At 34.5% G+C, this 23,674-nt stretch carries 18 protein-coding genes and 3 pseudogenes; all 21 read left to right on the top strand.

The genetic code is table 11. The annotated features are described in order from the left end of the window. Positions 1 to 62 precede the first annotated feature (62 nt). Positions 63 to 326 (top strand): YlmC/YmxH family sporulation protein, encoded by a 264-nt coding sequence (locus BJL90_RS16275; protein ID WP_070970387.1) that lies wholly within the window; start codon positions 63 to 65, stop codon positions 324 to 326. Between the two features lie 102 nt (positions 327 to 428). After that, positions 429 to 1,166 (top strand): ClpP family protease, encoded by a 738-nt coding sequence (locus BJL90_RS16270; RefSeq protein WP_081562051.1) that lies wholly within the window; start codon positions 429 to 431, stop codon positions 1,164 to 1,166. A gap of 428 nt (positions 1,167 to 1,594) precedes the next feature. Then, positions 1,595 to 3,829: an FtsK/SpoIIIE family DNA translocase gene (locus BJL90_RS16265; RefSeq protein WP_070973338.1), complete on the top strand. Its 2,235-nt coding sequence runs from the start codon at positions 1,595 to 1,597 to the stop codon at positions 3,827 to 3,829. 259 nt (positions 3,830 to 4,088) lie between these two features. Then, on the top strand, positions 4,089 to 5,138 hold the full coding sequence (mnmH, locus tag BJL90_RS16260) for a tRNA 2-selenouridine(34) synthase MnmH (RefSeq protein WP_070970385.1): 1,050 nt from the start codon (positions 4,089 to 4,091) through the stop codon (positions 5,136 to 5,138). Then, a complete protein-coding gene (gene rimO, locus BJL90_RS16255) occupies positions 5,138 to 6,478 on the top strand; it encodes a 30S ribosomal protein S12 methylthiotransferase RimO (RefSeq protein WP_070970383.1) in 1,341 nt (446 codons plus the stop codon). Before mnmH ends, rimO begins: the two co-directional genes overlap by 1 nt. Then, positions 6,462 to 6,998 (top strand): CDP-diacylglycerol--glycerol-3-phosphate 3-phosphatidyltransferase, encoded by a 537-nt coding sequence (gene pgsA / locus BJL90_RS16250; protein ID WP_070970380.1) that lies wholly within the window; start codon positions 6,462 to 6,464, stop codon positions 6,996 to 6,998. Before rimO ends, pgsA begins: the two co-directional genes overlap by 17 nt. Positions 6,999 to 7,204: 206 nt before the next feature. After that, positions 7,205 to 7,486 (top strand): annotated as a pseudogene (locus tag BJL90_RS16245) (recombinase RecA); the annotation flags it as partial. Positions 7,487 to 8,414: 928 nt separating this feature from the next. Then, positions 8,415 to 8,609, top strand: a complete 195-nt coding sequence (locus BJL90_RS16235) for a hypothetical protein (protein ID WP_070970374.1) — start codon at positions 8,415 to 8,417, stop codon at positions 8,607 to 8,609. 145 nt (positions 8,610 to 8,754) lie between these two features. Further along, positions 8,755 to 8,940, top strand: a complete 186-nt coding sequence (locus BJL90_RS22125; protein WP_156778830.1) for a hypothetical protein — start codon at positions 8,755 to 8,757, stop codon at positions 8,938 to 8,940. A 7-nt stretch (positions 8,941 to 8,947) separates the two neighbouring features. Then, positions 8,948 to 9,214, top strand: coding sequence for an HNH endonuclease (locus tag BJL90_RS22595; RefSeq protein ID WP_156778829.1), 267 nt, complete (start codon positions 8,948 to 8,950; stop codon positions 9,212 to 9,214). A 661-nt stretch (positions 9,215 to 9,875) separates the two neighbouring features. Continuing rightward, positions 9,876 to 11,645, top strand: coding sequence for a group II intron reverse transcriptase/maturase (gene ltrA / locus BJL90_RS16230; protein WP_070970371.1), 1,770 nt, complete (start codon positions 9,876 to 9,878; stop codon positions 11,643 to 11,645). 151 nt (positions 11,646 to 11,796) lie between these two features. Then, positions 11,797 to 12,156, top strand: a pseudogene (locus BJL90_RS21585) (recombinase RecA); the annotation flags it as partial. 689 nt (positions 12,157 to 12,845) lie between these two features. Continuing rightward, on the top strand, positions 12,846 to 14,876 hold the full coding sequence (locus tag BJL90_RS16220; RefSeq protein WP_070970365.1) for a reverse transcriptase/maturase family protein: 2,031 nt from the start codon (positions 12,846 to 12,848) through the stop codon (positions 14,874 to 14,876). Between the two features lie 137 nt (positions 14,877 to 15,013). Further along, positions 15,014 to 15,430, top strand: a pseudogene (locus tag BJL90_RS16215) (recombinase RecA); the annotation flags it as partial. A gap of 576 nt (positions 15,431 to 16,006) precedes the next feature. Beyond that, positions 16,007 to 17,548: a ribonuclease Y gene (rny, locus tag BJL90_RS16210; RefSeq protein WP_070970363.1), complete on the top strand. Its 1,542-nt coding sequence runs from the start codon at positions 16,007 to 16,009 to the stop codon at positions 17,546 to 17,548. Between the two features lie 163 nt (positions 17,549 to 17,711). Continuing rightward, a complete protein-coding gene (spoVS, locus tag BJL90_RS16205; protein ID WP_044822864.1) occupies positions 17,712 to 17,972 on the top strand; it encodes a stage V sporulation protein SpoVS in 261 nt (86 codons plus the stop codon). Between the two features lie 118 nt (positions 17,973 to 18,090). After that, on the top strand, positions 18,091 to 18,921 hold the full coding sequence (locus BJL90_RS16200; RefSeq protein WP_070970360.1) for a PHP domain-containing protein: 831 nt from the start codon (positions 18,091 to 18,093) through the stop codon (positions 18,919 to 18,921). Between the two features lie 11 nt (positions 18,922 to 18,932). Then, positions 18,933 to 19,307, top strand: a complete 375-nt coding sequence (locus BJL90_RS16195) for a PadR family transcriptional regulator (protein WP_070970357.1) — start codon at positions 18,933 to 18,935, stop codon at positions 19,305 to 19,307. A gap of 244 nt (positions 19,308 to 19,551) precedes the next feature. Then, positions 19,552 to 20,745 (top strand): pyridoxal phosphate-dependent aminotransferase, encoded by a 1,194-nt coding sequence (locus BJL90_RS16190; RefSeq protein ID WP_472234755.1) that lies wholly within the window; start codon positions 19,552 to 19,554, stop codon positions 20,743 to 20,745. Positions 20,746 to 20,840: 95 nt separating this feature from the next. Beyond that, entirely contained in the window at positions 20,841 to 22,274 is a 1,434-nt protein-coding gene (gene purB / locus BJL90_RS16185; RefSeq protein WP_081562050.1) for an adenylosuccinate lyase, read from the top strand. Positions 22,275 to 22,312: 38 nt separating this feature from the next. Then, a complete protein-coding gene (gene asnS, locus BJL90_RS16180) occupies positions 22,313 to 23,611 on the top strand; it encodes an asparagine--tRNA ligase (protein ID WP_070970354.1) in 1,299 nt (432 codons plus the stop codon). Positions 23,612 to 23,674 lie beyond the last annotated feature (63 nt).

Here is a 23,674-nt window from a genome sequence, read left to right as displayed (position 1 = left end):
AAGATAAAGAATATATTTAAATAAAGACAAGGTTGGATAAATGTAAAACGAGGAGGGAGTCTATGAGATTCAGTGCGATAGGAGGTAAAGAAATTGTAAATTTATGTGACGGAAGTCGCTTAGGTGTTATTGCTGAGTCTGACTTATTAATTGATGAAAAAACAGGAAAAATAGTTGCTCTATTGATACCAGATGACAAAAACTTCTTAAATTTTTTCTCTAATAACTCTGTATTGGAAATACCTTGGGAAGCTGTTAAAAAAATTGGCAATGATATGATTATTATAGAATTAGAAGATGATAAGAAGAGAAAATACTCCCTATAATAATAGATGAAAATACAAATACATATCACAATTCAAGAATAGTTGTTCACTAAAAGGTAAAAATAGTACTAGAATTAAAAAAATAGCTAGAGGTGAATTGTGATGAGTCAATATAAATTAAGGTTAAAAAACACAGAGGAAGGTCAGGAAAATTCTCCAAAAATCGATGAGGGTAGCGAAAAAAATCCTGAGCTATCAAATATTAATGCTTTAGGCACACAAAATATTCCTACAGTAGATCAAAAAATTCATACACTAACCATCATAGGACATATTGAAGGACATACAGTAGCTCCTCCTCAAAACAAAGCCACAAAGTATGAGCATATTATTCCCCAGCTTATTGCTGTAGAGGAGAACCCGAATGTGGAAGGCTTATTAGTTATATTAAACACAGTAGGAGGAGATGTAGAAGCTGGTTTAGCAATATCAGAATTGATTCATAGTTTATCAAAACCAAAGGTTACATTAGTACTAGGTGGTAGTCATAGTATTGGCGTTCCTCTTGCTACATCAGGGGATTACTCTTTCATCGCTCCCACAGCGACGATGACAATTCATCCTATTAGAATGACAGGGCTTGTTATCGGTGTACCTCAGACCTTTAAGTACTTTGCCAAAATGCAAGATAGAATTACTGACTTTATTATTAGAACTTCAGGTATTAATAAAGAAACACTTATGGATCTAATTAGCGCAACAGACGAATTAGCGAATGATGTTGGAAGTATCTTGATTGGGGAGGAAGCTGTAAAATATAAACTTATTGACGAAGTTGGTGGCCTTGATAAAGCGGTAAAAAAACTGCAGGAATTAATTCAACAGGGAAAAGAAAGCTAATTCTTCATAATAAAGTGTTAATATTTTTATTAACACTTTATTTTTTTATACTATTCGACTTGGGGAATTTTTTATTTAGATGAAAGCATTATACAGCTCAAGATATTTTAAAAAGACAGGGATTTTTTAAGGGAAATTTTGATAGAAAATATAAAATTTGTAGAATATCAAATTATGGTGTAAAATTATTATAGGCATCTACCCATGAATTTTAATATAGATGCACGCTTCTAAAGTTAAATTTTAATATACACGGTCTACGGTTTCGCCCCAAAATCGTGGGCTGCAAATGTAGCCCTTAATATATTAAAATTTAAGGGCGCACATCTATAGACTAAGGGCTACCTTTGTTTCATAAAAAATTTCCAATAAAAAAAGCAGATAATATGTTACAATACATATTGTACATATTAAGAGAGGTGATTGCATTGAGTAGAAAAAAGAAAAAAAGTAAAGATGTTTTTTTTTCGTTAAAAGAAGAATTTAATCATGAAATATATGGCATCTTTACCATTGCACTAGGGCTTATTCTTCTAACCGCTCTTCAGAGTAATGGCGCAGGTAAAGTAGGAGAAGGACTTAAATATTTATTGATGGGTTTGTTTTCTAATACTGCATTTATTCTTCCTTATATCATGGTTTTATTAGGGGTGTTGGTTTTTATTAATAAACCTTTTTGGAAAGAATTAAAAGGAAAACTGTTTTTTATATTAACTTTTCTATGTTTATTGATATTTAGAACACTTTTAGAGATATCTCTTATAGAAGAATTAACAGATTCCAGTTTTATTGAAGCAATAAAGATCATGTTTACTAAAGGGACTCAGGGAATTGGGGGAGGTGCTGTAGGAACGGTTATCACCTACTGGTTGGTTAATTTATTTGGACAAGTAGGTACTTATATTATTATTGTAACACTGTCTTTAATCTCTATTATTATCTATACGAAGATCTCTTTATTAGCCTTCACTATTCAAGTAAAAGACTATATAGGTAACTTTTTTTCCGGTATAAAGCAACTGGTTTGGAGATTTAAAGTGACGCCCCAAAACAGGACTAAAAAACTTAAAGATAAGGAGATTATCCTAGAGGATCGATTACCAAAGACGGAAACAAATGTTGAGGAAAAGATAAAAATATTAGACTATACTGTAATGAATAAAGAAGATATGAAAGAAAATGTATCCTTGGAAAAGGATGAAACTCCTCCTCCCCTTTTGGAAGTTGAAGCCTATGCTGAAAATTTTCAATACGAAATACCAAGTATTGACTTATTAGATGAGATCAACCACTTGCCAAATAAAGATGATAAAAGAAAAATTGTATCGAAGGCAAAAACTTTGGAGGAAACTTTAAAAAACTTTGGTGTTCAAGCTAAGGTATTACAAGTAAGTAAAGGCCCAGCTATTACAAGATATGAATTGCAACCTAGTACGGGTGTTAAAGTCAGCAAAATCGTAAATTTAAGTGATGACATTGCTTTAAATTTAGCAGCGCCTGCCATAAGGATAGAAGCACCTATTCCTGGTAAGGCAGCAATAGGTATAGAAATACCTAATGAAGATGTAACCATTGTTACTTTAAGAGAGATCATTGATAGTGAAGCTTATCAGTCCTTTAGTTCTAGTTTACCATTTGCATTAGGTAAAGATATTTCAGGGAGCCCTTTTATCACTGATATCGGAAAAATGCCTCATCTACTTATAGCAGGAGCTACTGGTTCTGGAAAAAGTGTCTGTATTAATACCTTAATACTAAGTTTATTATATAAATCCACGCCAGATGAAGTAAGACTTTTAATGGTTGACCCTAAAGTAGTGGAATTGAATCATTATAATGGTATTCCTCATCTTCTAATTCCTGTAGTAACAGATGCAAAAAAAGCAACCAGTGCCTTAAACTGGGCGGTACAGGAGATGACGCAAAGGTATAAAACCTTTAGTGAAAATAGTGTAAAGGATATTGCGGGTTATAATAAAAAGTTCCAAGAGAATAAAATACCTTATATTATCATTATCATAGATGAGTTAGCAGACTTGATGTTGGTAGCTCCTAATGAAGTGGAGGATTCTATATGTAGATTAGCACAAATGGCTAGAGCTGCAGGAATCCATCTCATTATAGCTACACAGAGACCTTCTGTGGATGTTATTACAGGGGTAATCAAGGCAAATATACCCTCAAGGATTGCCTTTTCTGTTGCTTCTCAAACAGATTCAAGGACAATTTTAGATATGGGAGGAGCTGAAAAGTTATTAGGTAAAGGAGATATGTTATTTTATCCTATCGGCGCCAGTAAACCCATGAGAATACAAGGGGCTTTTGTTTCTGAAAAAGAAGTGGAAGAAGTTGTTGCTTTTATGAAGGAACAAGTAGAAAGGCCTAGTTATGAAGCGGAAATCATTGAGAAAATAGATCAAAGCAATGTGGCTCAAGAGGATATGGATTCTGATGAATTATTTGAAGATGCGTTGAAAATTGTTGTGCAAAGTCAACAAGCTTCTATTTCTATGTTGCAGCGGAGATTAAAAATTGGTTATAACAGGGCGGCAAGGCTTATAGATGAAATGGAAGCCAAGGGTATGGTAGGCCCCCATGAAGGTAGTAAACCAAGGCAGGTACTCGTAGACAAAGAGACTTTCTTGCAGGAGGGTAGTTGTTAAACAAGGTGAAACTGCTATTTTTTATAAAAACGAAATGGATAAAACAAGATAAAATGAGACTAAATTCATGGGAAATTTTTACTTCCACCGAATTGTAGAGGAATTTGTTTCGAGGATGTAGTGCTTGATCTTCCACTTGTATAAGTAGATAACCCAAATCTCTGATTTGGTGTTAGTCACTTAGTTTGTTCACTTAGAAGCAGGCGTCTTAGCAATACATCGAAGGATAAAAAATTTATATGTTGTAGGAGACAAGAGTATGTTGAAGACAATTGATGTTAAAAATGCATTATATGTAGAAAAAAAAGTATTTATAGATATACGTTCCCCCTTTGAGCACCAAGACGGTACGATTCCGGAAGCTATAAATCTTCCATTGTTTAATGATGAGGAGAGAGTTGAAGTCGGAAAAATTTACAAAAACAATTCTGTTGAGGAGGCTAAGGTCAAAGGTGTTAAGTTTGCTTCCTCTAAGTTAGCCCATATTTATGAAATATTGTCAGAGGTTAGTAAAACAAATGAAGCAGTTATTGTGTTTTGTGCAAGAGGTGGACTAAGGAGTAGTTCGGTAGTAAATTTTTTAAATAATTTAGGTGTAGCTGTTTATCAGCTACAGGGAGGATACAAATCTTTTCGTAAGTTTACCTTGGAATATTTAGAAAACATTCATAATTATCATGAATTCATTGTTTTACATGGCTATACAGGTGTAGGCAAAACCCAAATTCTAGATAAGCTGCAGGATGAAAAAATTCCTACGCTGAACTTAGAAGCTTTAGCAAAAAATACTGGATCTGTATTTGGCAATATAAGTTTTGATGAAACAGATGTAACACAAAAAAACTTTGAAGCTTTATTAGTGGATAACCTTATAAAAGCTAAAAGTAAATTTCTTATTGTTGAAAGTGAAAGTAAAAGGATCGGCAATGTATTCATCCCCAATTCCCTACATCAGCAGATCATGGGTGGAAGGCATGTGCTGATTGAAACTACTGTGAATAACAGAATAGCTACATTAATGGATGATTATGTAAACAAGCCTGCAAATCCTGATGAAGGATTAATAAAGTCTATTATAAATCTAAAAAAAAGAGTTGGTAAAGAAAAAGTAAGTCAATATATTGACTATATTGCAAGTAAAAAATATGAAGAAGTGGCAAAGGAATTAATGCTCAACTACTATGATCCCTTATATAAACATTCTATTGCAAAATATGATTATGATTTATATGTAAATTATGATAAAATTGAAAAGGCAGTAAAGCAACTAAAGCATTATTACAATCAAGTAGAAGGGAAGATAAAATAATGAACTTAAGCGTATACTTAGAATCCCTTGGATGTTCTAAAAACCTTATTGATGCAGAAGTTATGTTAGGTTTATTGAATAAATATGGATATAAGTTGACCAATGATAAATTAAAGGCTGATGTAATTATTGTAAATACCTGTGGATTTATTGAATCTGCTAAAGAAGAATCTATTAATAAGATTATTGAAATGGGAGAACTAAAAAAAGACAAACTAAAATTATTGATTATTTCTGGGTGCTTAGGAGAAAGATATGCAAGCGAATTATTAAAGGAATTACCTGAAGTAGATGCCATTGTCGGTACTGGGAACTATAATGAAATTATCGAAATCATTCATGAAAGTATAAAGGGAAATAAAATTGTTCGCATAGGAAATGTAGATAGTATCTATGATGAATCTCTGCCAAGATTCCAAACCACCCCTACCCACAGTGCCTATGTTAAAATTTCTGATGGTTGTGATAATTACTGCACCTACTGCATTATTCCAAAATTAAGGGGTAAATATAGAAGCAGGAAAATGGAAAGTATTGTAGAAGAGGTGCAGCAGTTAGCAGAAAATGGTGTAAAAGAAATCATCTTAATTGCTCAAGATACTACAAGATATGGCATAGACTTATATGGGGAGTATAAATTTTCTCATTTATTACAACAGTTGAATGAGATAAAGGGTATTCAGTGGATTCGGTTACTCTATTGTTACCCTGAAATGATTACAGATAAATTAATAGAAACTATTGCAAAATATAATAAAATATGTAAATATATTGATATGCCTATACAGCACTGCAGTGATGAAATTTTAAAGAAGATGAATCGCAGAACAAACAAAGAGAGCTTAGTAAAAACAATCAACAAGCTAAGAAAAGAAGTACCAGAGATCGTTATTAGAACATCCTTGATTGTGGGTTTTCCTGGAGAAGAGGAAAATCATTTTAATGAATTATTGGAGTTTGTTGAAGAAATGAAGTTTGATAGACTAGGCGTATTTATGTATTCTCAGGAGGAGAATACAGCAGCTGCTAAGATGCCAAATCAAGTGGCAGAAGATATAAAAGAACAGCGACAAAAGAGGATTATGGAGATACAGCAAAAAATTTCTCTTGATAAAAATAATGAGAAAATCAGTAAAATACTTGAGGTTTTAGTAGAAGAAGAGCTAGAAGGAAGCGGTGAATATCTAGGAAGAACTAAGGGTGATGCACCAGAAATTGATGGTTTGGTATATATTCAAACAAAAACACCAATAGCGATTGGTGATATTGTTCCGGTTAAGATAACAAGTGCTCTAGAGTACGATTTGATTGGAGAGAAAGTGGATGAATTTAGCGAATAGATTAACCATTTTAAGAATATTTTTGATTCCGGTTTTTATGATTTTTTTATTAAATAAAATTCCTTATGGAGTAGAGATTGCTGCCTTTATTTTTATCATAGCTGCTATTACAGATGCTCTTGACGGTTATGTAGCCAGGAAGAAAAATCAAATAACAACTCTAGGTAAGTTTATGGATCCTTTAGCTGATAAACTTTTAGTATCAGCGGCATTAATATCTTTAGTGCAAATGGGCAAACTATCTGCCCTAGTGGTAATTATCATCATTGCCCGTGAGTTTACTATTAGTATCTTAAGAGCTGTGGCAGCTGCAGAGGGTGTTGTGATCGCAGCCAGTTGGTGGGGAAAATTAAAAACCATTACACAAATTATAGCAATCATAGCGGTTTTAATAGACAATTTTCCATTCAAATATATTAATTTTCCCTTTGATATGATTATGGTGTGGGTAGCTGTGATTTTTACAATCATTTCTGGGATAGATTATATTCGACTTAATAGCCATGTTTTAAAACATTAGTGCATAGTTATGAAAAATATAAAGATAGTCAAATATACCTTTAGGTGATGAAAAAACCATGGATTTTTTCATCATTTAAAGGTGTTTCTTTATTTTTGAGGATAAAATTATTATTTGACCAAATAAATGGAATAGGTTATAATAGGTTGAGAACATTTGTTCGAATAAAAGAAAGGTAGGTGAGCCAGACAAGGTTCTGGATGATGATGGAAAAGAAAAAAGCATTAGAAATGGCGATTAGCCAAATTGAAAAGCAGTTTGGTAAAGGTTCTATTATGACATTAGGCGAGGAGTCAAAGTTAAATCTTGAGTGTATTTCTACTGGCTCTATTGATTTAGATATTGCACTGGGTATTGGCGGTGTTCCACGGGGAAGGATCGTAGAAGTTTACGGCCCAGAGTCTTCCGGTAAAACCACAGTTTCCTTGCATATCGTAGCAGAAGCACAAAAAAGTGGCGGTGCAGCAGCGTTTATCGATGCAGAACATGGTGCGACTTGTTGCTAGACAAGATATCTGGAAACGGATATTGAAAACTAGTGGGGTATAAAATGAGCCTTAATTCAGTGGGAATTTTTTTTACTCCTACTGAATTGTAGTCGAATTTACTTCGAGGATGTAGTGCTTGACCCCCCACTTGCATAAGTGGGAGTCTTAGCAATACACCGAAGGAGAAAAACCCTAACTTCATTTCCGAGTAGCTTGGTGAAATCCCAAGTAGAGAATAAATGTTGGTATTCTCGCCCTAATACTTCGGCATGCCTCAATGAACTACTGGATTGAGGTATGAAGCCCGAGAAAGTCGGTGAAAAACAGACCTGTGAAGTGGTTAGTGAAGTAATCGGGGGTCCAAAAAGTTTCTATGGTTATAGAGTACAGATGTACTGGAAAGAACCCTCGGATGTTAGGCTCGTAATGCGTGAGGAGTACGAATCGGAAGTCTCCTACCTCTGTTTGGAGGTTCAGTCTTAGATAAAGTATTCGTGTTTGCTTTGTCTAACCTAATCCAGTGAAGGATTAGAGTTCTCAGTCCCCCAACAATGGACGAAAGAATGGCTGACGGGTCAGAGAGGGAACCTAAGGAAACTATGTTAAAGGATAGGAAATGAGGAACAAGTGAATCTCATCAGTGAATGTTAAGGATAGTAGTGTCCGATGTCACTAAACAGTAGGAAATGACTGTTGAAGATGAGGGGCAGCAGCCCGTAGTAGCTAAGATGAACAGCCGATAGTTACTATCTATGGCAACATAGGAAGGATGGATAAAACTGTTCGGAGCGAAGGGGCATAGCCGTGATAAGGAATACTAATTGACAAACGAGGTAAGGAAGCCGTGAGGATATCATTTAATGGTATCGGTGTGCAAAACTGACTAAAGCCATATTAATGCTCCCTATATAAGGGGGTGTATAACAAAATGGTGCAACAACTTACCGTACCGCAAGGTGAACAAGAGTTTAGAAATCTTCAAGATTGGCTGTACAAAACAACATTCAATGCAATAAACGAAGGGAAACCGCCTTCCTTCAAGGGTATAGTAGAAGTAGCCTCTAGTAAAGTGGTTATAACTAATGCTATAAAGCCAATAAGGGCAGTAAAACTGCTGGTGTAGATGGAAAAACCACACGGGATATACTTGAAAAAGATTTAGAAAAAGTATATAAGGTAATCGAGCAAATGTTCTTAAGGTATGACCCTGAAATGGTTAGAAGAGTCTACATCCCTAAAGGCAATGGATTGGCATAACAAGTTTAGGAATGGCAACTTGGAAAAAGAAGCCTATGAAAAATCAAGAAGAAACACCTTATACCCCCTTCGGCAGAGGATTGTTTGAGAGAAGGACTAAGAAAACACCACTGCTAGCAAGAGCTGAGGAGCTAATGGAACTTAGCTATTCAAGAATCATAGCAGGAGGTAAAAAAGAACCCCATTTACAATTTTGAATATTATATGAATCGATGTTATGCATTTAACAGAGACAAAGGCAGGTGTAAAATCTGCAATGAATGGTTAGATGCAAAGAATACGACAACACATCATATCAATAATAGTCTTCCCATTGAGGAAATAAATAAGGTTCAAAATCTAGCATCACTATGTGAATGCTGTCATGTATTAGTGCATAAACCAAATCTTGATGTATCGGAAATTAAAAGATTCAATAAGAAAAATATTGATAAACTCAACAAATACAGGGACATTCTCCTGGTCAATTAGTATGAACTGAATTATTATCACGGTGGAACGCCGTGTGCGGGGAAACTCGCATGCACGGTGTGAAGCGGGGGGTGCGACAAGAAGCGACTTCTTCCGCACTAGTCAGTACAGCAATAGGCTGTTATTCCAGTTGTGAGGAATATTCTCACCCAAAACTGCAAAGGGAGTAATCCCTTTGTGGGTTGCATGAGGGAAAGTCTAATCGGAAACTTAGTATCCATAGTTTCTGAGGGCGAGAGAAAGAGTGGTATGGTTAACGATAAGTGAACTTCTATAAGCGTCGTCATCACAGGCGATAGTTGGGATATAATTGCTATCGTTTTATAGGTAGGGAATACATCTCCCCTAAAATGTATTCAACACAACCCAAATGCCTATCGGCGTATTGGAAGAACCTAACCCATTCGTATCTGACGGAAGTCGAACTTGGTAAGCCCTATGAAGTCCATTGTAGATGGTAGGTTGACCGTAAGGAAAGCGGAATTCTTCAGAGGGTAAAGGAAGTTAGAAAAAGCAAATGCCACAAAGTCGAAAGGCAATGGGAATGGAAATAACCATGTGGATAGTATTGTGAGATATACTCGAAAGAGTGCTGACTTCTAACTGGTATACAACATGAGAATAAAGCGTAAAGTAATTCTCAAAAGGGAGGTAAAAGTCGATGAATACTTCAACTATGAAGTCCGCATTACCTAACATTACCGATTGGCAACAAATAGGTTGGCAAGAGATTGAAGGGTATGTAGAGAAATTACAACAACGAATATATCATGCCGAAAGTCTTGGTGAGGTAAGAAAGGTTAGAGACCTTCAAAGAATGTTAATCAATAGTGGAGCAACATTATTGTTATCTATAAGACGAGTAACTCAACTTAATAAGGGAAAAAAGACAGCAGGAGTAGATGGATATAAAGCATTAACCTCAAATGAAAGACTTGAATTATACCATACAATGAAAGAATTAAACATCAAATGTCACAATCCTAAACCTGCCTATAGGACATATATTGAAAAGAAAAATGGAAAACTTAGACCATTAGGGATACCAACCATTAAAGATAGAATATATCAAAACATAGTTAGAATGGCACTTGAACCACAGTGGGAAGCAAGGTTTGAACCTACATCCTACGGATTTAGACCTAAAAGAAATTGCCATGATGCTATAGAAAGAATATTTAACACAGTTAAAGGTGGTAAAAAACAATGGATATTTGAAGGAGACTTCAAAGGTTGCTTTGATAACCTAAATCATAAATTCATTACGGAACAAATCAAAGGTTTTCCACAAAGTGAACTTATAGAAAAATGGCTTAAAGCAGGATTTGTTGACAACAGTGTATTTAATGAAACTGATGAAGGAACTCCACAAGGAGGGATAATTTCACCACTCCTTGCTAATATAGCACTACATGGAATGGAAGAAACCATCGGTACTAAATACAATACCGTTAATAGGAAAGATGAAGTGACATATGAAAACAGAAGTAAATATGCTATGGCAAGGTATGCTGATGATTTTGTAATAATGTGTGAGAGTGAACAAGATGCAATAGACTTGTTTAAAATTCTTAAACCTTATCTCGAAAACAGAGGGTTAGAATTAGCACAGGAAAAGACAAAAGTCGCACATATCACAGAAGGATTTGACTTTCTTGGTTTTAATATTAAAAGATATAAAACTGAAAGTGGAAGTAAACTAATCATTAAACCTTCAAAAAATAGCATAAAAAGTTTCAAAGGTAAAATTTCAGATAAAACCAAGATGTTGTATGGTAAGAATATTCAAACCCTTATTAACACACTAAATCCTATAATCATAGGAACTGCAAATTACTGGTCATCAGTAGTATCCAAAGAAGTTTATACTGCAATGGACAATTATGTATGGGTGAATGTATATAGATTTCTTAGAAGGTTACACCCAAAGAAAAGTTGGAAATGGATTAAAGAGAAATACTTTAAACCAGATAAAACAGGGCAGAGTAAAAATAAATGGATACTAACTGACCCAATAACAAATAATCAGTTAAAGAAAATGGCATGGACATCTATAGTTAGACATCAGCAAGTAAAGCATAACTATAGTCTATACAATAGAGAACTCAAAGAATATTTCTACAAAAGAGATATAAAAGAGTTTCATAAGAATAATGTTGCTTACAGAAAAAAATTAGCAAAGAAACAGGAATATAAGTGTCCTCTATGTGGTATGAGCATAACTGATTTTAAGGAAGGATTAGAAACTCATCACAAAATACCTAAAGTTAAAGGTGGAAGTGATGATTACAGAAACCTTCAATTGGTACACATATCATGTCACATAGAATACCATAAATTATTCCCTGTTAAAGAAGGATTACCTGATGAAGCCCAATTAAGAAATTGCCTGAAATTTATTAAAAACAAGAAATCAGCAGGGCTTATATAACCAAGATTTAGGAGAAATGTATGCTTGAGCCGTATGTTGGGAAACCAACACGTACGGTTCTTAGGCGAGAAGGAGGGAGTAATCCCTCTGACTTAGCCGACAAAATCACTCCTAACGGGTAAAGCCGAGGACAGTTGATTACCTATCGCTATCCCTTGATCCTGCTTATGCTAGAAAACTAGGTGTAGATACAGATAACTTAATCGTTTCTCAGCCAGATACTGGTGAACAAGCTCTGGAGATCGCTGAAGCACTAGTAAGAAGTGGTGCTATAGATGTTATTGTAATTGACTCTGTTGCTGCATTAGTGCCAAAGGCGGAAATAGAAGGAGAGATGGGAGATAGTCATGTTGGATTACAGGCCAGGCTGATGTCGCAAGCCCTAAGAAAACTAGCAGGGGCTGTGAATAAATCTAGAACCACAGCTATCTTTATCAATCAATTAAGAGAGAAAGTGGGCATCATGTTTGGAAATCCAGAAGTGACCCCCGGTGGAAGAGCGCTGAAGTTTGTGTGCCAAGAAGTGTTAGCATAATACGTGAAAGTATTGCTAGTACGCGTCTTATATAGCATTGCTGTTGAAAAACAGATAATCTAGTTCGTTTGGATTACCGTTAGCAACCTTACCTCTTACCGAAAGGGATGGGGGACCAACACATGGTTGAAAAGTCATAATCTGCTCTATCTCTCAAGAGCAAAGACGAATGGCGAGACGGAAATCTTCCGCATGGTTAAAGCTAGACTGCTTGAACTCTAGACAGAGTGCCTAGAAAGGGCGGGTGCTACCTACTGGGAGATAGTATTGGTAGTAGAAAAGGATACAGCGTATTTAAAATTTATACGTATGTTAACGAACACCTTTTCCACAATCTCAATAAGAGAGTAAATGTCGAAAGGAGAACCTAAACGGAAGGATATAAATTATGATATATAGGATAACTTGGGATTACCTAAGTAGGGATGTCTATGGAAGGCAATAAAAGTTTGATTAAAATTTTTACATGTCGAACAATCGTTCTTGAACGTTAAAACAGGATTTATAATATCTATATTTCCTGCCATAGATACAGCGTGTAGACGCGATAGATGCCCTATATGGTAACGGAGTTCTCGTAGTAATGATGAAATGGGGTAATGCCCATGGAGTGAAGGGGAACAGATTGTGAATTCTAAAATGGAGAAAGGATATGGTGAGATACCATGCGAAATCCAGACAAAGTTTTAGAGGTGCTGAGGAACAATTCTATCAAAGAAGGGTACAGATTTGAAGACTTATACAGAAACCTCTATAATCAAGAATTTTATCTAAAAGCATATGAGAAAATATATGCTAAAGAAGGAAATATGACAGCAGAAACAGATAATCAAACAATAGATGGTTTCGGCGTACACATTGTTGAGAAATTAATCAATAGCCTAAAAGACGAATCATATCAACCGAAACCAGCACGTAGAGTTTATGTTCCTAAACAAAATAGTAAGAAACTAAGACCACTAGGAATACCTGCAATATATGATAAAATCCTGCAAGAGATTATAAGAATGATATTAGAATCGATATATGAGCCAACATTCTCGGATAATTCTCACAGTTTTAGACCAAGAAGAAGTTGTCATACAGCTTTATTGCAGATAAAACATAACTTTACTGCAACAAAATGGTGGATAGAGGGAGATATTGAAGGTTTCTTTGATAACATTGACCATGCTATTATGGTTGAAATCCTTAAGAAGAAAATTAAAGATGAAAAGTTCATAAGGCTAATATGGAAATTCCTTAAAGCAGGATACATTGAAGATTTTAAACTGTATCAAACATACTCAGGCACTCCGCAAGGAGGTATAGTGAGTCCAATTCTTGCTAATATATATCTAAATGAATTAGATATATATATGGAGGAATATATAAGAAAGTTTGATAAAGGGAATAAAAGAAAAGAAAATAGACAATACAAAAATATCTCAAATAAAATTCATCTTAAAAGAAGGCTTCTGAAAGAACAACCAGATGAAAAAATTCAAAAAGCAAAAAAGGAAATTGAAGAAGCCTATGAGGAAATAAAACAGTATTGTGCTCTTCACCCTGAAATAAAGAACTTTAACAATGATGATACAGTTCGTCGCTTAAGAGGTTGCATTTACAAAAGGAACCTAGTATTACGTAAACCAAGCGAAGAAGAAAGAAGTAAACTGATATCTGAAATTAAGGAACTATCAAAAGAACTAAAGACACTCAAAACCTATGAACAAATGGATGAAGACCATAGGAGAATGAAATATGTTAGATATGCAGACGACTTTCTAATAGGTATTATAGGAACAAAAGAAGATGCAGAGAAAGTCAAAGAAGAATTAAAATCATTTCTCAACAATAAACTCAAGTTAACTCTCAGTCAGGAGAAAACACTTATAACCCATAACTCTGAAAAAGCTAGATTTTTAGGATATGATGTTTTTGTCAATACTAATGAAGATTTGCTAATAAAAAGAAATTTTCAAGGTCGAAAAGAGGTAGCAAAAACTGGTGTTAATAGCATCAAACTCTCACTACCCCATGACAAGCTAGTTAACTTTATGATGAAAAATGGCTACATCAAAGAAGATGATAAAGTATGGAAACCAGTACACAGAGCAAAATTTCGTCATAATGATGACCTAGAAATAGTAACGGCATATAACCAAGAATTTAGAGGATTTTATAATTACTATAAGTTTGCCTTTGACGTAGCAAGTAAATTATCTAATGCACACTTTGTATTCAAAAACAGCTTTACAAAGACACTAGGTAATAAATATGCGTGTAAAACAAGTAAACTTATGGGAAAGAAAACCGAAAAAGGCAACAAAAAGTATTTCAGAGAAGGTGAATGGGGTATTACTTGGGTTAATAAAGATAGACAAGAATGTTTTGTACCTCTCTTTAAAAGGGAAGAAATCAAGTTTTGTAAAAAAATCTTTGAAGAAGACAATGATGCCGTTGACATAAAACCAAACACTAATTTTGGAGGAAGAAACGGACTCATTAAAAGATTATTAGCAAATAAGTGTGAATGGTGTGGAGACATGACAGGACCCTTTGAAGTTCATCATGTTAAAAAACTAAAAGACTTAAAAGGTAAAAAGACTTGGGAGAAACTTATGATAGCCCGAAAACGAAAAACTCTTGTACTTTGTACCAAAGGGTCAACAAATAATTGCCACCTAAGATTACACAAAGGAGAACTTGACTAATTCTGTAGGAATTGAGAATTGAGACATCAAGTAACAATTGGAGAGCCGTATGATTGGAAACTTTCAAGTACGGTTTGGTGACGAGAATTGAAAAACCTACCTCAGTAATGCGGAAAGGCGTTTGGTTCTTAGTCGACTATGCCTCTGTTCGATTAGACGTAAGAAAAATAGATGTTATCAAGCAAGGTAATGATGTTATGGGGAATAGAACGAGGGTAAAAGTAGTAAAAAACAAAGTAGCTCCGCCCTTTAGACAAGCTGAATTTGATATCATGTATGGAGAGGGGATTTCTAAGTATGGGGATGTTTTAGACGTAGCAACTAACTTAGAAATTGTTAAAAAATCTGGTGCATGGTATAGCTATGGAGAGCATAGACTAGGGCAGGGACGAGAAAATGCTAAACAATTTTTGCAGGAAAATCCAGATATCTATTTAGAGGTAGAAAATACCATCAGAAAACATTATAACTTACCCTTAGCAAAAGCAAACCCCAATAATGATGTTAATGAAGAAAGTCAACAAAATCAAGAACAAGAAGAAGAGCAGAAGTAAGCAAAGAATAAAAATAGGGTTTTAAACTCTATTTTTATTCTTTTGGTAAAATTATTTTTTCAGAGGCTATATAAAATTTAGTTATAATTCATGGGGAGTAAAAACTCCCATGAATTGTAGAAGAATTTATTTCCATGATGTATTGCTTAATCGCCCACTACTTAAAGTCGGCGTCTTAGCAATACACCAAAGGATAAACATATGCCTAGGAATTAGAGGTGGGTTTATAAATATTTATTCCTTCTTTCGGTGGAAAATAAAACGATAGCGGTATGGAACAAAATACAACGATAAAAGCGTATATTTATAGATATAAATACTATATTATAATAAAAAGGCCAGCTTAGTTCAGGGGACTAGAAAGGTATAATATACTAATAATTGGAAAAAATATAAAATGACCAATCCTTTATAACTGATAATGTAACTTGACACAAAATAAAAAAAGATATACAATAAAATCAAATCATTATATATTTAGATGATTTTACCTAAACTTTTAAATTTTAAAAGTTTTTATTCATGTTAGTGAAAATGTATACGTTGAAAAAAACTTAATAAAGGAGGTGTCCACGTATTAATAATGGTCTAATCATACTCATAGTTTTAGTTGCTGCTATAGTAGGATGCCTTATCGGCTATTTTATCCGAAAAAACATTGCGGAGGGTAAGATAAACAGTGCTGAAGAACTAGCAAAAAAATTAGTTGAAGAAGCAGAAAAAGATGCTGAAACATCAAAAAAAGAAATTTTGCTAGAGGCCAAAGAAGAAGTTCATAGGCTTCGTAATGAATTTGACCGAGAAAGTAGAGAAAGGCGTAATGAGCTACAAAAAATTGAAAGAAGGCTAATTCAAAAAGAAGAAACTTTAGATAAAAAGTCAGATGTTTTAGAACATAAAGACGAAAAGCTAAATCGAAAACTTAAAGAATTAGAAGAGCAAGAGCAGGAAATTCAACAACTTTATGAAAAAGAAGTCCAAAAGTTAGAAGAATTATCTGGTTTAACGTCTTTAGAAGCAAGAGAACTTCTTTTAAATGACATTGAAAAAGAAATTAAGCATGAAGCAGCAATTATGATCAAGGATATAGAAACAAAGGCAAAAGAAGATGCTGAGAAAAAAGCCAAAGAAATTATTACTTATGCCATTCAAAAATGTGCTGCAGACCATGTGGCTGAAACAACTGTTACTGTAGTTCAATTGCCCAATGACGAAATGAAGGGAAGAATTATAGGAAGAGAAGGTAGAAACATTAGAACGCTAGAGACTTTAACAGGTATTGACTTGATTATTGATGATACGCCTGAAGCTGTAATATTATCAGGGTTTGATGCAATTCGACGTGAAATTGCTAGACTAGCTTTGGAGAAGCTAATTGTTGATGGTAGAATTCATCCGGCTAGAATAGAAGAAATGGTTGAAAAGGCTAAAAGAGAAGTTGATAATATTATCAAGGAAGAAGGAGAGCAAGCAACCTTTGATACTGGGGTTCATGGCTTACATCCTGAACTGATTAAACTATTAGGAAGATTAAAGTATAGAACAAGCTATGGTCAAAATGTATTAAAACACTCTATTGAAGTATCTTATCTTGCAGGAATTATGGCGGCAGAGTTAGGTGTAGATGTGAAACTAGCTAAGAGAGCTGGATTGTTGCATGATATCGGCAAAGCAGTAGATCATGAAATTGAAGGTACTCACGTGGAGATAGGAATGGAGCTTCTTAGAAAGTACAAGGAATCAAAAGAAGTCATTCATGCTATGTCTACACATCATGGGGATTATGAACCGGAAACAATAGAAGCTGTGTTAATTACAGCAGCAGATGCTATATCAGCTGCCAGACCAGGGGCAAGACGTGAAACATTGGAATCCTACATTAAACGACTTGAAAAGCTTGAAGAAATTGCTAACGCATATGATGGGGTTGAAAAATCTTTTGCTATACAAGCTGGAAGAGAAATCAGAATTATGGTTAAGCCGGAGCAATATAACGATGAAGAAATCGTAGTATTAGCTAGAGGTATTACTAAACGTATTGAAAGTGAGTTAGAATATCCTGGTCAAATAAAAGTTCACGTTATCAGAGAAACAAGAGCTATAGAATTTGCAAAGTAAAAAAACTGCTGAAAGCAGTTTTTTTTATTTGCAGTTTTTGGAAAATAAATTTTAACAAAATTTTATGAAAAATGCAGGTATTTTTAAAAATAGGTAGAATAATATAAGATGGATTTAATTGTAGGAAGATACATTACATCAAAATATCAAAGGGGGCTTTTTAATGGAAGTTTTAAAAGTATCAGCAAAATCAAAACCAAATTCTGTTGCTGGAGCATTAGCAGGAGTTCTCAGAGAACGTGGGACTGCTGAAATCCAAGCTATTGGAGCTGGGGCTCTAAATCAAGCAGTAAAAGCAGTGGCAATTGCACGAGGATTTGTAGCTCCTAGTGGAATTGATTTGATATGTATACCTGCATTCACTGATATAGAAATAGATGGTGAAGAAAGAACTGCAATTAAATTAATTGTAGAACCAAGATAAAGAGAAAAATAAAAAGCCTACTATTGAGTGGGCTTTTTTACTTCTAGCAGCATCAGCAACCAAAAATTAGTCAACAATTATACTATAGAATTTATCAAGTATTATAAGGAGTAAAATTATGAGATATATAGATATGCACACCCATACCACTGCTTCGGATGGTACTTACAGTCCTAGACAATTGATAGACTACGCTATCACTAAAGGTCTTAGTGGCATTGCAATTACGGATCATGATACAGTAGAAGGTATTGATGAAGGAATGAACTATGCTAGTAAATTAGGCAAATTCATTGTAATAACAGGTATTGAACTCAGTACAGAATATCTAGGGGAGGAAGTTCATATTTTAGGTTATGACATCAACCATACATCTAAAGATTTATTACAGGCATTAAGCTTTATTCAAGAACAAAGGCGGAATAGAGCAGTTAAAATCGTTGATAAATTACAGAAGCTAGGTTTACTGATCACCTATGATGAAGTCTTGAAAATAGCAAGGGAGGGTGCTGTAGGGAGACCACACATAGCAAGGGTTTTGCTGGAAAAAGGTTATATTGAAAGTATACAGGAAGCATTTCACAAATATTTAAGTAAGGGTTGCCCTGCTTATGTGCCAAGATATAAAATAACCCCCTTTGAAGCGATAGATATGATAAAAAAAGCTGAAGGTTTTGTTACAATAGCACATCCTGGACTCATAAAAAATGAAAAGATATTGATAGATATATTAGAAAAAAAAGTAGATGGTATAGAAGTATACCATCCAGAGCATGGAGAGAAGGAGCATAAAAAGTTTTCATTGATTGCAAGACAGTATCATTTAAAAGTTACAGCAGGATCTGATTTTCACAGTCCCCCAAAGGGAGAAACAAGGCATGGAGATTTAGGTAGTGAAAAAATCTCTATAGAAGAGGTAGATAAATTTATAAAAAGTAAGGTAAAGTGAGGGTTGAAGTCATGGGATCAAAAGGGGAAAGAAATCGACAGTTTCCATCTAAAATAAGTACAACACAGTTTGTTAAACTATATATTTTGCATCTATTAGCCTACAGGAGCTTTTACGGTAATGAATTAATAGAAGAAATTAAAAGTAGAATGGATTACAAGTGGGAGCCTAGTCCAGGAATGATGTATCCTTTATTACGGGATTTAGAGAGCAATAACTATATCAAAGGTTGGTGGGAAGAGCCAGACAAAAGATCCATTAGACATTACCGTATAACAGATGAAGGATTAGAACACTATAGTAATATTAAGAGATTATATGAAGCCAACCTACAAGACTCCCTGACCATTATTAAAAATACATTAAAGGACATTTATCATGCATAGTGGCAAGCAGCCCTGAAAGCTCTAAAAATCCTTTAAAGGAAGATCCTATTGTAAGTTTACAGGGTTGGGATGAATAGAAGTTATAAATAATTTTGCATAATTTTACTATCGGTAATTGAAAAAATCTGATAGAATAAAATGAGACTTAATTCAGTGGATGTCTTAGTAATACACCGAAGGATAAAATCCTATCGTCACTTAGCTATTAAGTAAAAGTATATTTAAATATTGTGGAGGTAAATGAATGAATATTAAACTTTCTGAAAAAAATCTTAAAATTTCACCATCAGTAACACTAACAATTGATGCAAGAAGTAAACAAATGAGGGCGGAGGGTATAGACGTTATTAGCTTTGGTGTAGGAGAGCCAGACTTTCAAACCCCTGACAATATAAAAAGAGCAGCGATAGAAGTAATAGAAAAAGGCCCTACAGGGTACACGGCAGCTTCTGGACTGCCAGAGCTTAAAAAAGCTATCTGTGAGAAACTTCAAAAAGATAATGGATTGTCCTATCATCCAGAAAATATCATTGTATCCAATGGAGGAAAACACGCACTTTATAATATTTTTCAGGCTATTTGTAATCCTGGTGACGAAGTGATTATTCCTACGCCTTATTGGGTAACTTATCCTGAATCAGTGAAAATGGCGGATGCTACACCAGTATACATAGAATGTACGGAAGAAAATGAATTTAGGTTACAAAAAAGTGACTTATTAGCTGCTATTACGCCTAGAACAAAAGCCATTGTATTAAACAGCCCATCTAACCCCACTGGTTCAGTATATACAAAAGAAGAATTAGAAGAAATTGCTGAGATTGTTGTAAAACACAATATTCTTGTAGTATCAGATGAAATCTATGAAAAATTAGTTTATGATGGAGAAAAACATATTAGCATTGCTAGTTTAAATGAAGAAATAAAGGAGCGCACCATTGTATTGAATGGTATGTCAAAGGCATATGCTATGACTGGTTGGAGAATAGGCTATACAGCTTCAAACCTTGAAATTGCAAAAATAATGGGTAACATCCAAAGTCATGCTACTTCTAACCCTAATACAATTGCCCAATATGCCAGTATAGAAGCCTTAAGGGGAGAACAAACCACCATAGAGGAAATGACAAAAGCCTTTGATGAGCGAAGAAAATATATGATTCATAGGATCAATGAAATTAAAGATTTATCCTGTATTACACCTAAGGGTGCTTTTTATGTAATGATGAATATTTCAAAGTGGATTGGTAAAGAAATAAAAGGATATAAAGTGAATAATTCTATAGATTTTGCTGAAATATTGCTAGAAAATACAAAAGTGGCTATTGTACCAGGAATCGCTTTTGGTGCGGACAACTTTATGCGACTGTCTTATGCAACTTCACTAGAGAATATACAAGAAGGATTAAATCGAATTGATGATTTCTTAAACAAATAAGATATGAGACCTTCTCATGTCTTATTTACTGAAGGAAATTAAAAACTAGTGACACGATTACTTAAATACTTAAAGAAAAGAAAGGAGCAACAAATTTGAATGCATCACTATATCAAAATCCTTTAATTGAAAGATATACAAGCAAAGATATGAGTTATTTATTTTCTTCTGACAATAAGTTCGTCACTTGGAGAAAGCTTTGGATTGCATTAGCAGAAGCTGAACAAGAGCTAGGGTTATCTATAACCGACGAACAAATAGAAGAATTAAAAACCCATAGGGATAATATAAATTATGATGTAGCAAGAAAAAGAGAAAAGGAAACTCGCCATGATGTTATGTCTCACGTTTTTGCTTACGGGGAACAATGTCCTAAAGCAAGAGGGATTATTCACTTAGGCGCTACCAGTGCTTATGTTGGTGACAATACAGATATCATTGTTATGACGGAGGCACTTAAACTCATTAAAAAGAAGTTGGTGAACTTGCTAGAGGTACTTTCCAAGTTTGCTAAAACCTACAAAGCGTTACCTACCTTAGGGTTTACACATTTTCAGCCAGCCCAATTGACAACTGTTGGGAAAAGAGCTACACTATGGTTACATGATCTATTGATGGATTATGAAAATATAGAAATTCAGCTAGGTAAGATGAAGCTTAGGGGTGCTAAGGGGACTACAGGAACGCAGGCCAGCTTTATGAAGTTATTTGATAATGATAGTGAGAAAGTTAAGGCATTAGATCAAAAAGTAGCTAAAAAAATGGGCTTTGATAAAACTTTTCCTGTCACAGGACAAACTTATACAAGGAAGGTAGATTTTGAAGTTTTATCAGTATTAAGTGGTATTGCTCAAAGCTTACATAAAATGACCAATGATTTGCGTTTGCTACAGAGCCTTAAAGAGATTGAAGAACCTTTTGAAAAAGATCAAATAGGCTCTTCTGCTATGGCTTACAAAAGAAATCCTATGAGAAGCGAAAGAATTGCTTCTTTAGCACGATACGTGATGTCGGCTGTTCAAAATGCTGCTATGACAACCTCTACCCAATGGTTCGAAAGGACGTTAGATGATTCAGCAAATAGAAGAATCACAATACCAGAGATGTTTATGGCAACAGATGCTATTATAGAAATTGCTGTCAATGTAAGTGATGGTTTAGTGGTTTATGAAAATATGATTCATCAACATATTGAAAAGGAACTACCCTTCATGGCAACTGAAAATATCATTATGGAAGCTGTGAAGAATGGTGGAGACCGTCAGGAGCTACATGAAAAAATAAGAGTGCATTCCATGGAGGCTGCAAAGCAAGTAAAGATAGAAGGAAAAGAGAATGACCTCATAGATAGAATTTTGAAGGATGAAGGTTTTAATCTTTCAGAAAATGAAATTAGTAAAATTATGAACCCTATGAATTTTATCGGCAGAGCGCCGCAACAGGTTGTTGAATTTCTAGAGGAATATATTGATCCTATTTTAGATAAAAACAAAGATTTATTAGGTATTGAAGTTGACTTAAAAGTTTAATTTTTAACATCTATATGGAATTTTGGAGGTGTATTAAAATGGCTGTTTTTACAACGATAGAAGAGATAAACAAGCACGAAGGACAAGAAGTTTTAATTAAAGGATGGCTATATAATAAACGATCAAGTGGGAAAATACATTTTCTTCAGATTCGGGATGGCTCCGCTTTTATTCAGGGTGTAGTGGTAAAAAATGAAGTGGAAGAAGAGGTTTTTAAGATATGTAAGGAGTTAACCCAAGAGTCTTCTATAGAAGTGATTGGTTTGGTACAAAAAGATGATAGAGCCCCTGCCGGCTATGAGTTACTGGTAAAGGAAGTGAAACCTATTCATATTGCTTTGGAGGGGTACCCTGTTTCTCTGAAAGAACATGGAACAGACTTTTTAATGGAGCATAGACATTTATGGATGAGAACACCTAAACAAAATGCTATTTTAAGAATTCGTGATGAAATCAACCTAGCAATCAGAACCTTTTTTCACGAAAGAGGTTTTGTATTGATTGAACCACCTATTATTACACCTTCTGCTTGTGAAGGGACAACAGAATTATTTGAAATTGACTATTTTGGAGAAAATGCATACTTATCTCAGACAGGACAGCTTTATGCGGAAGCCGCAGCAATGGCTTTTGGAAAAGTGTATAGCTTTGGGCCTACCTTTAGAGCAGAAAAATCAAAGACAAGAAAGCATCTTAATGAGTTTTGGATGGTAGAACCAGAGATGGCCTTCGTAGACTTTGAAGGAAATTTAAAAATTCAAGAGGAAATGATAGAGTACATTGTACAAAAAGTTCTTCAAAATAAAAAATACGAATTAAAAGTATTAGGCAGAGATACCACAAGTCTTGAAAACATTAAAGCACCATTCCCCCGCATAACTTATACCGATGCAGTAGAAATGTTGAAGAAGGCAGACTTTGAGTTTGAATGGGGAGATGATTTTGGAGCTCCTCATGAAACCTATATTGCAGAACAGTTCGATAGGCCTGTATTTATCACGCATTTTCCTACAAAAATGAAGGCCTTTTATATGCAACCAGATGCGGATAACCCAGAAGTAATTTTGGGGGCAGACTTAATTGCACCAGAGGGTTATGGAGAAATTATCGGAGGTTCTCAAAGAATCCATGATTTAGATTTGATTTTACAAAAAATAAAAGAAGAAAACCTACCTTTGGAGATTTACGAATGGTATTTAGATTTAAGAAGATATGGCTCAGTACCTCACTCAGGATTTGGATTAGGACTTGAAAGAACCGTTGCATGGATCTGCGGCATTGACCATATTAGACAGACAATTCCTTTTGCTCGAACATTAAATAGAGTATATCCTTAGTACGCAATAACTTTATTCATCTAAAAAACTAATTGTAGTCTCTCAGGACTACAATTAGTTTTT

This window comes from Clostridium formicaceticum, assembly GCF_001854185.1.
GTDB lineage: Bacteria > Bacillota > Clostridia > Peptostreptococcales > Natronincolaceae > Andreesenella > Andreesenella formicacetica.
This window is presented reverse-complemented; position numbering and strand designations above follow the sequence as displayed.

Coding starts and splice junctions, on each gene's coding strand:
- mnmH (WP_070970385.1), top strand. CDS start 4,089: ATGTTGAAGACAATTGATGTTAAAAATGCATTATATGTAGAAAAAAAA.
- BJL90_RS16275 (WP_070970387.1), top strand. CDS start 63: ATGAGATTCAGTGCGATAGGAGGTAAAGAAATTGTAAATTTATGTGAC.
- asnS (WP_070970354.1), top strand. CDS start 22,313: ATGGCTGTTTTTACAACGATAGAAGAGATAAACAAGCACGAAGGACAA.
- BJL90_RS16235 (WP_070970374.1), top strand. CDS start 8,415: ATGGTGCAACAACTTACCGTACCGCAAGGTGAACAAGAGTTTAGAAAT.
- spoVS (WP_044822864.1), top strand. CDS start 17,712: ATGGAAGTTTTAAAAGTATCAGCAAAATCAAAACCAAATTCTGTTGCT.
- BJL90_RS16220 (WP_070970365.1), top strand. CDS start 12,846: ATGCGAAATCCAGACAAAGTTTTAGAGGTGCTGAGGAACAATTCTATC.
- BJL90_RS16270 (WP_081562051.1), top strand. CDS start 429: ATGAGTCAATATAAATTAAGGTTAAAAAACACAGAGGAAGGTCAGGAA.
- BJL90_RS22595 (WP_156778829.1), top strand. CDS start 8,948: ATGAATCGATGTTATGCATTTAACAGAGACAAAGGCAGGTGTAAAATC.
- pgsA (WP_070970380.1), top strand. CDS start 6,462: ATGAATTTAGCGAATAGATTAACCATTTTAAGAATATTTTTGATTCCG.
- BJL90_RS16195 (WP_070970357.1), top strand. CDS start 18,933: ATGGGATCAAAAGGGGAAAGAAATCGACAGTTTCCATCTAAAATAAGT.
- BJL90_RS16200 (WP_070970360.1), top strand. CDS start 18,091: ATGAGATATATAGATATGCACACCCATACCACTGCTTCGGATGGTACT.
- ltrA (WP_070970371.1), top strand. CDS start 9,876: ATGAATACTTCAACTATGAAGTCCGCATTACCTAACATTACCGATTGG.
- BJL90_RS22125 (WP_156778830.1), top strand. CDS start 8,755: ATGGCAACTTGGAAAAAGAAGCCTATGAAAAATCAAGAAGAAACACCT.
- BJL90_RS16190 (WP_472234755.1), top strand. CDS start 19,552: ATGAATATTAAACTTTCTGAAAAAAATCTTAAAATTTCACCATCAGTA.
- rimO (WP_070970383.1), top strand. CDS start 5,138: ATGAACTTAAGCGTATACTTAGAATCCCTTGGATGTTCTAAAAACCTT.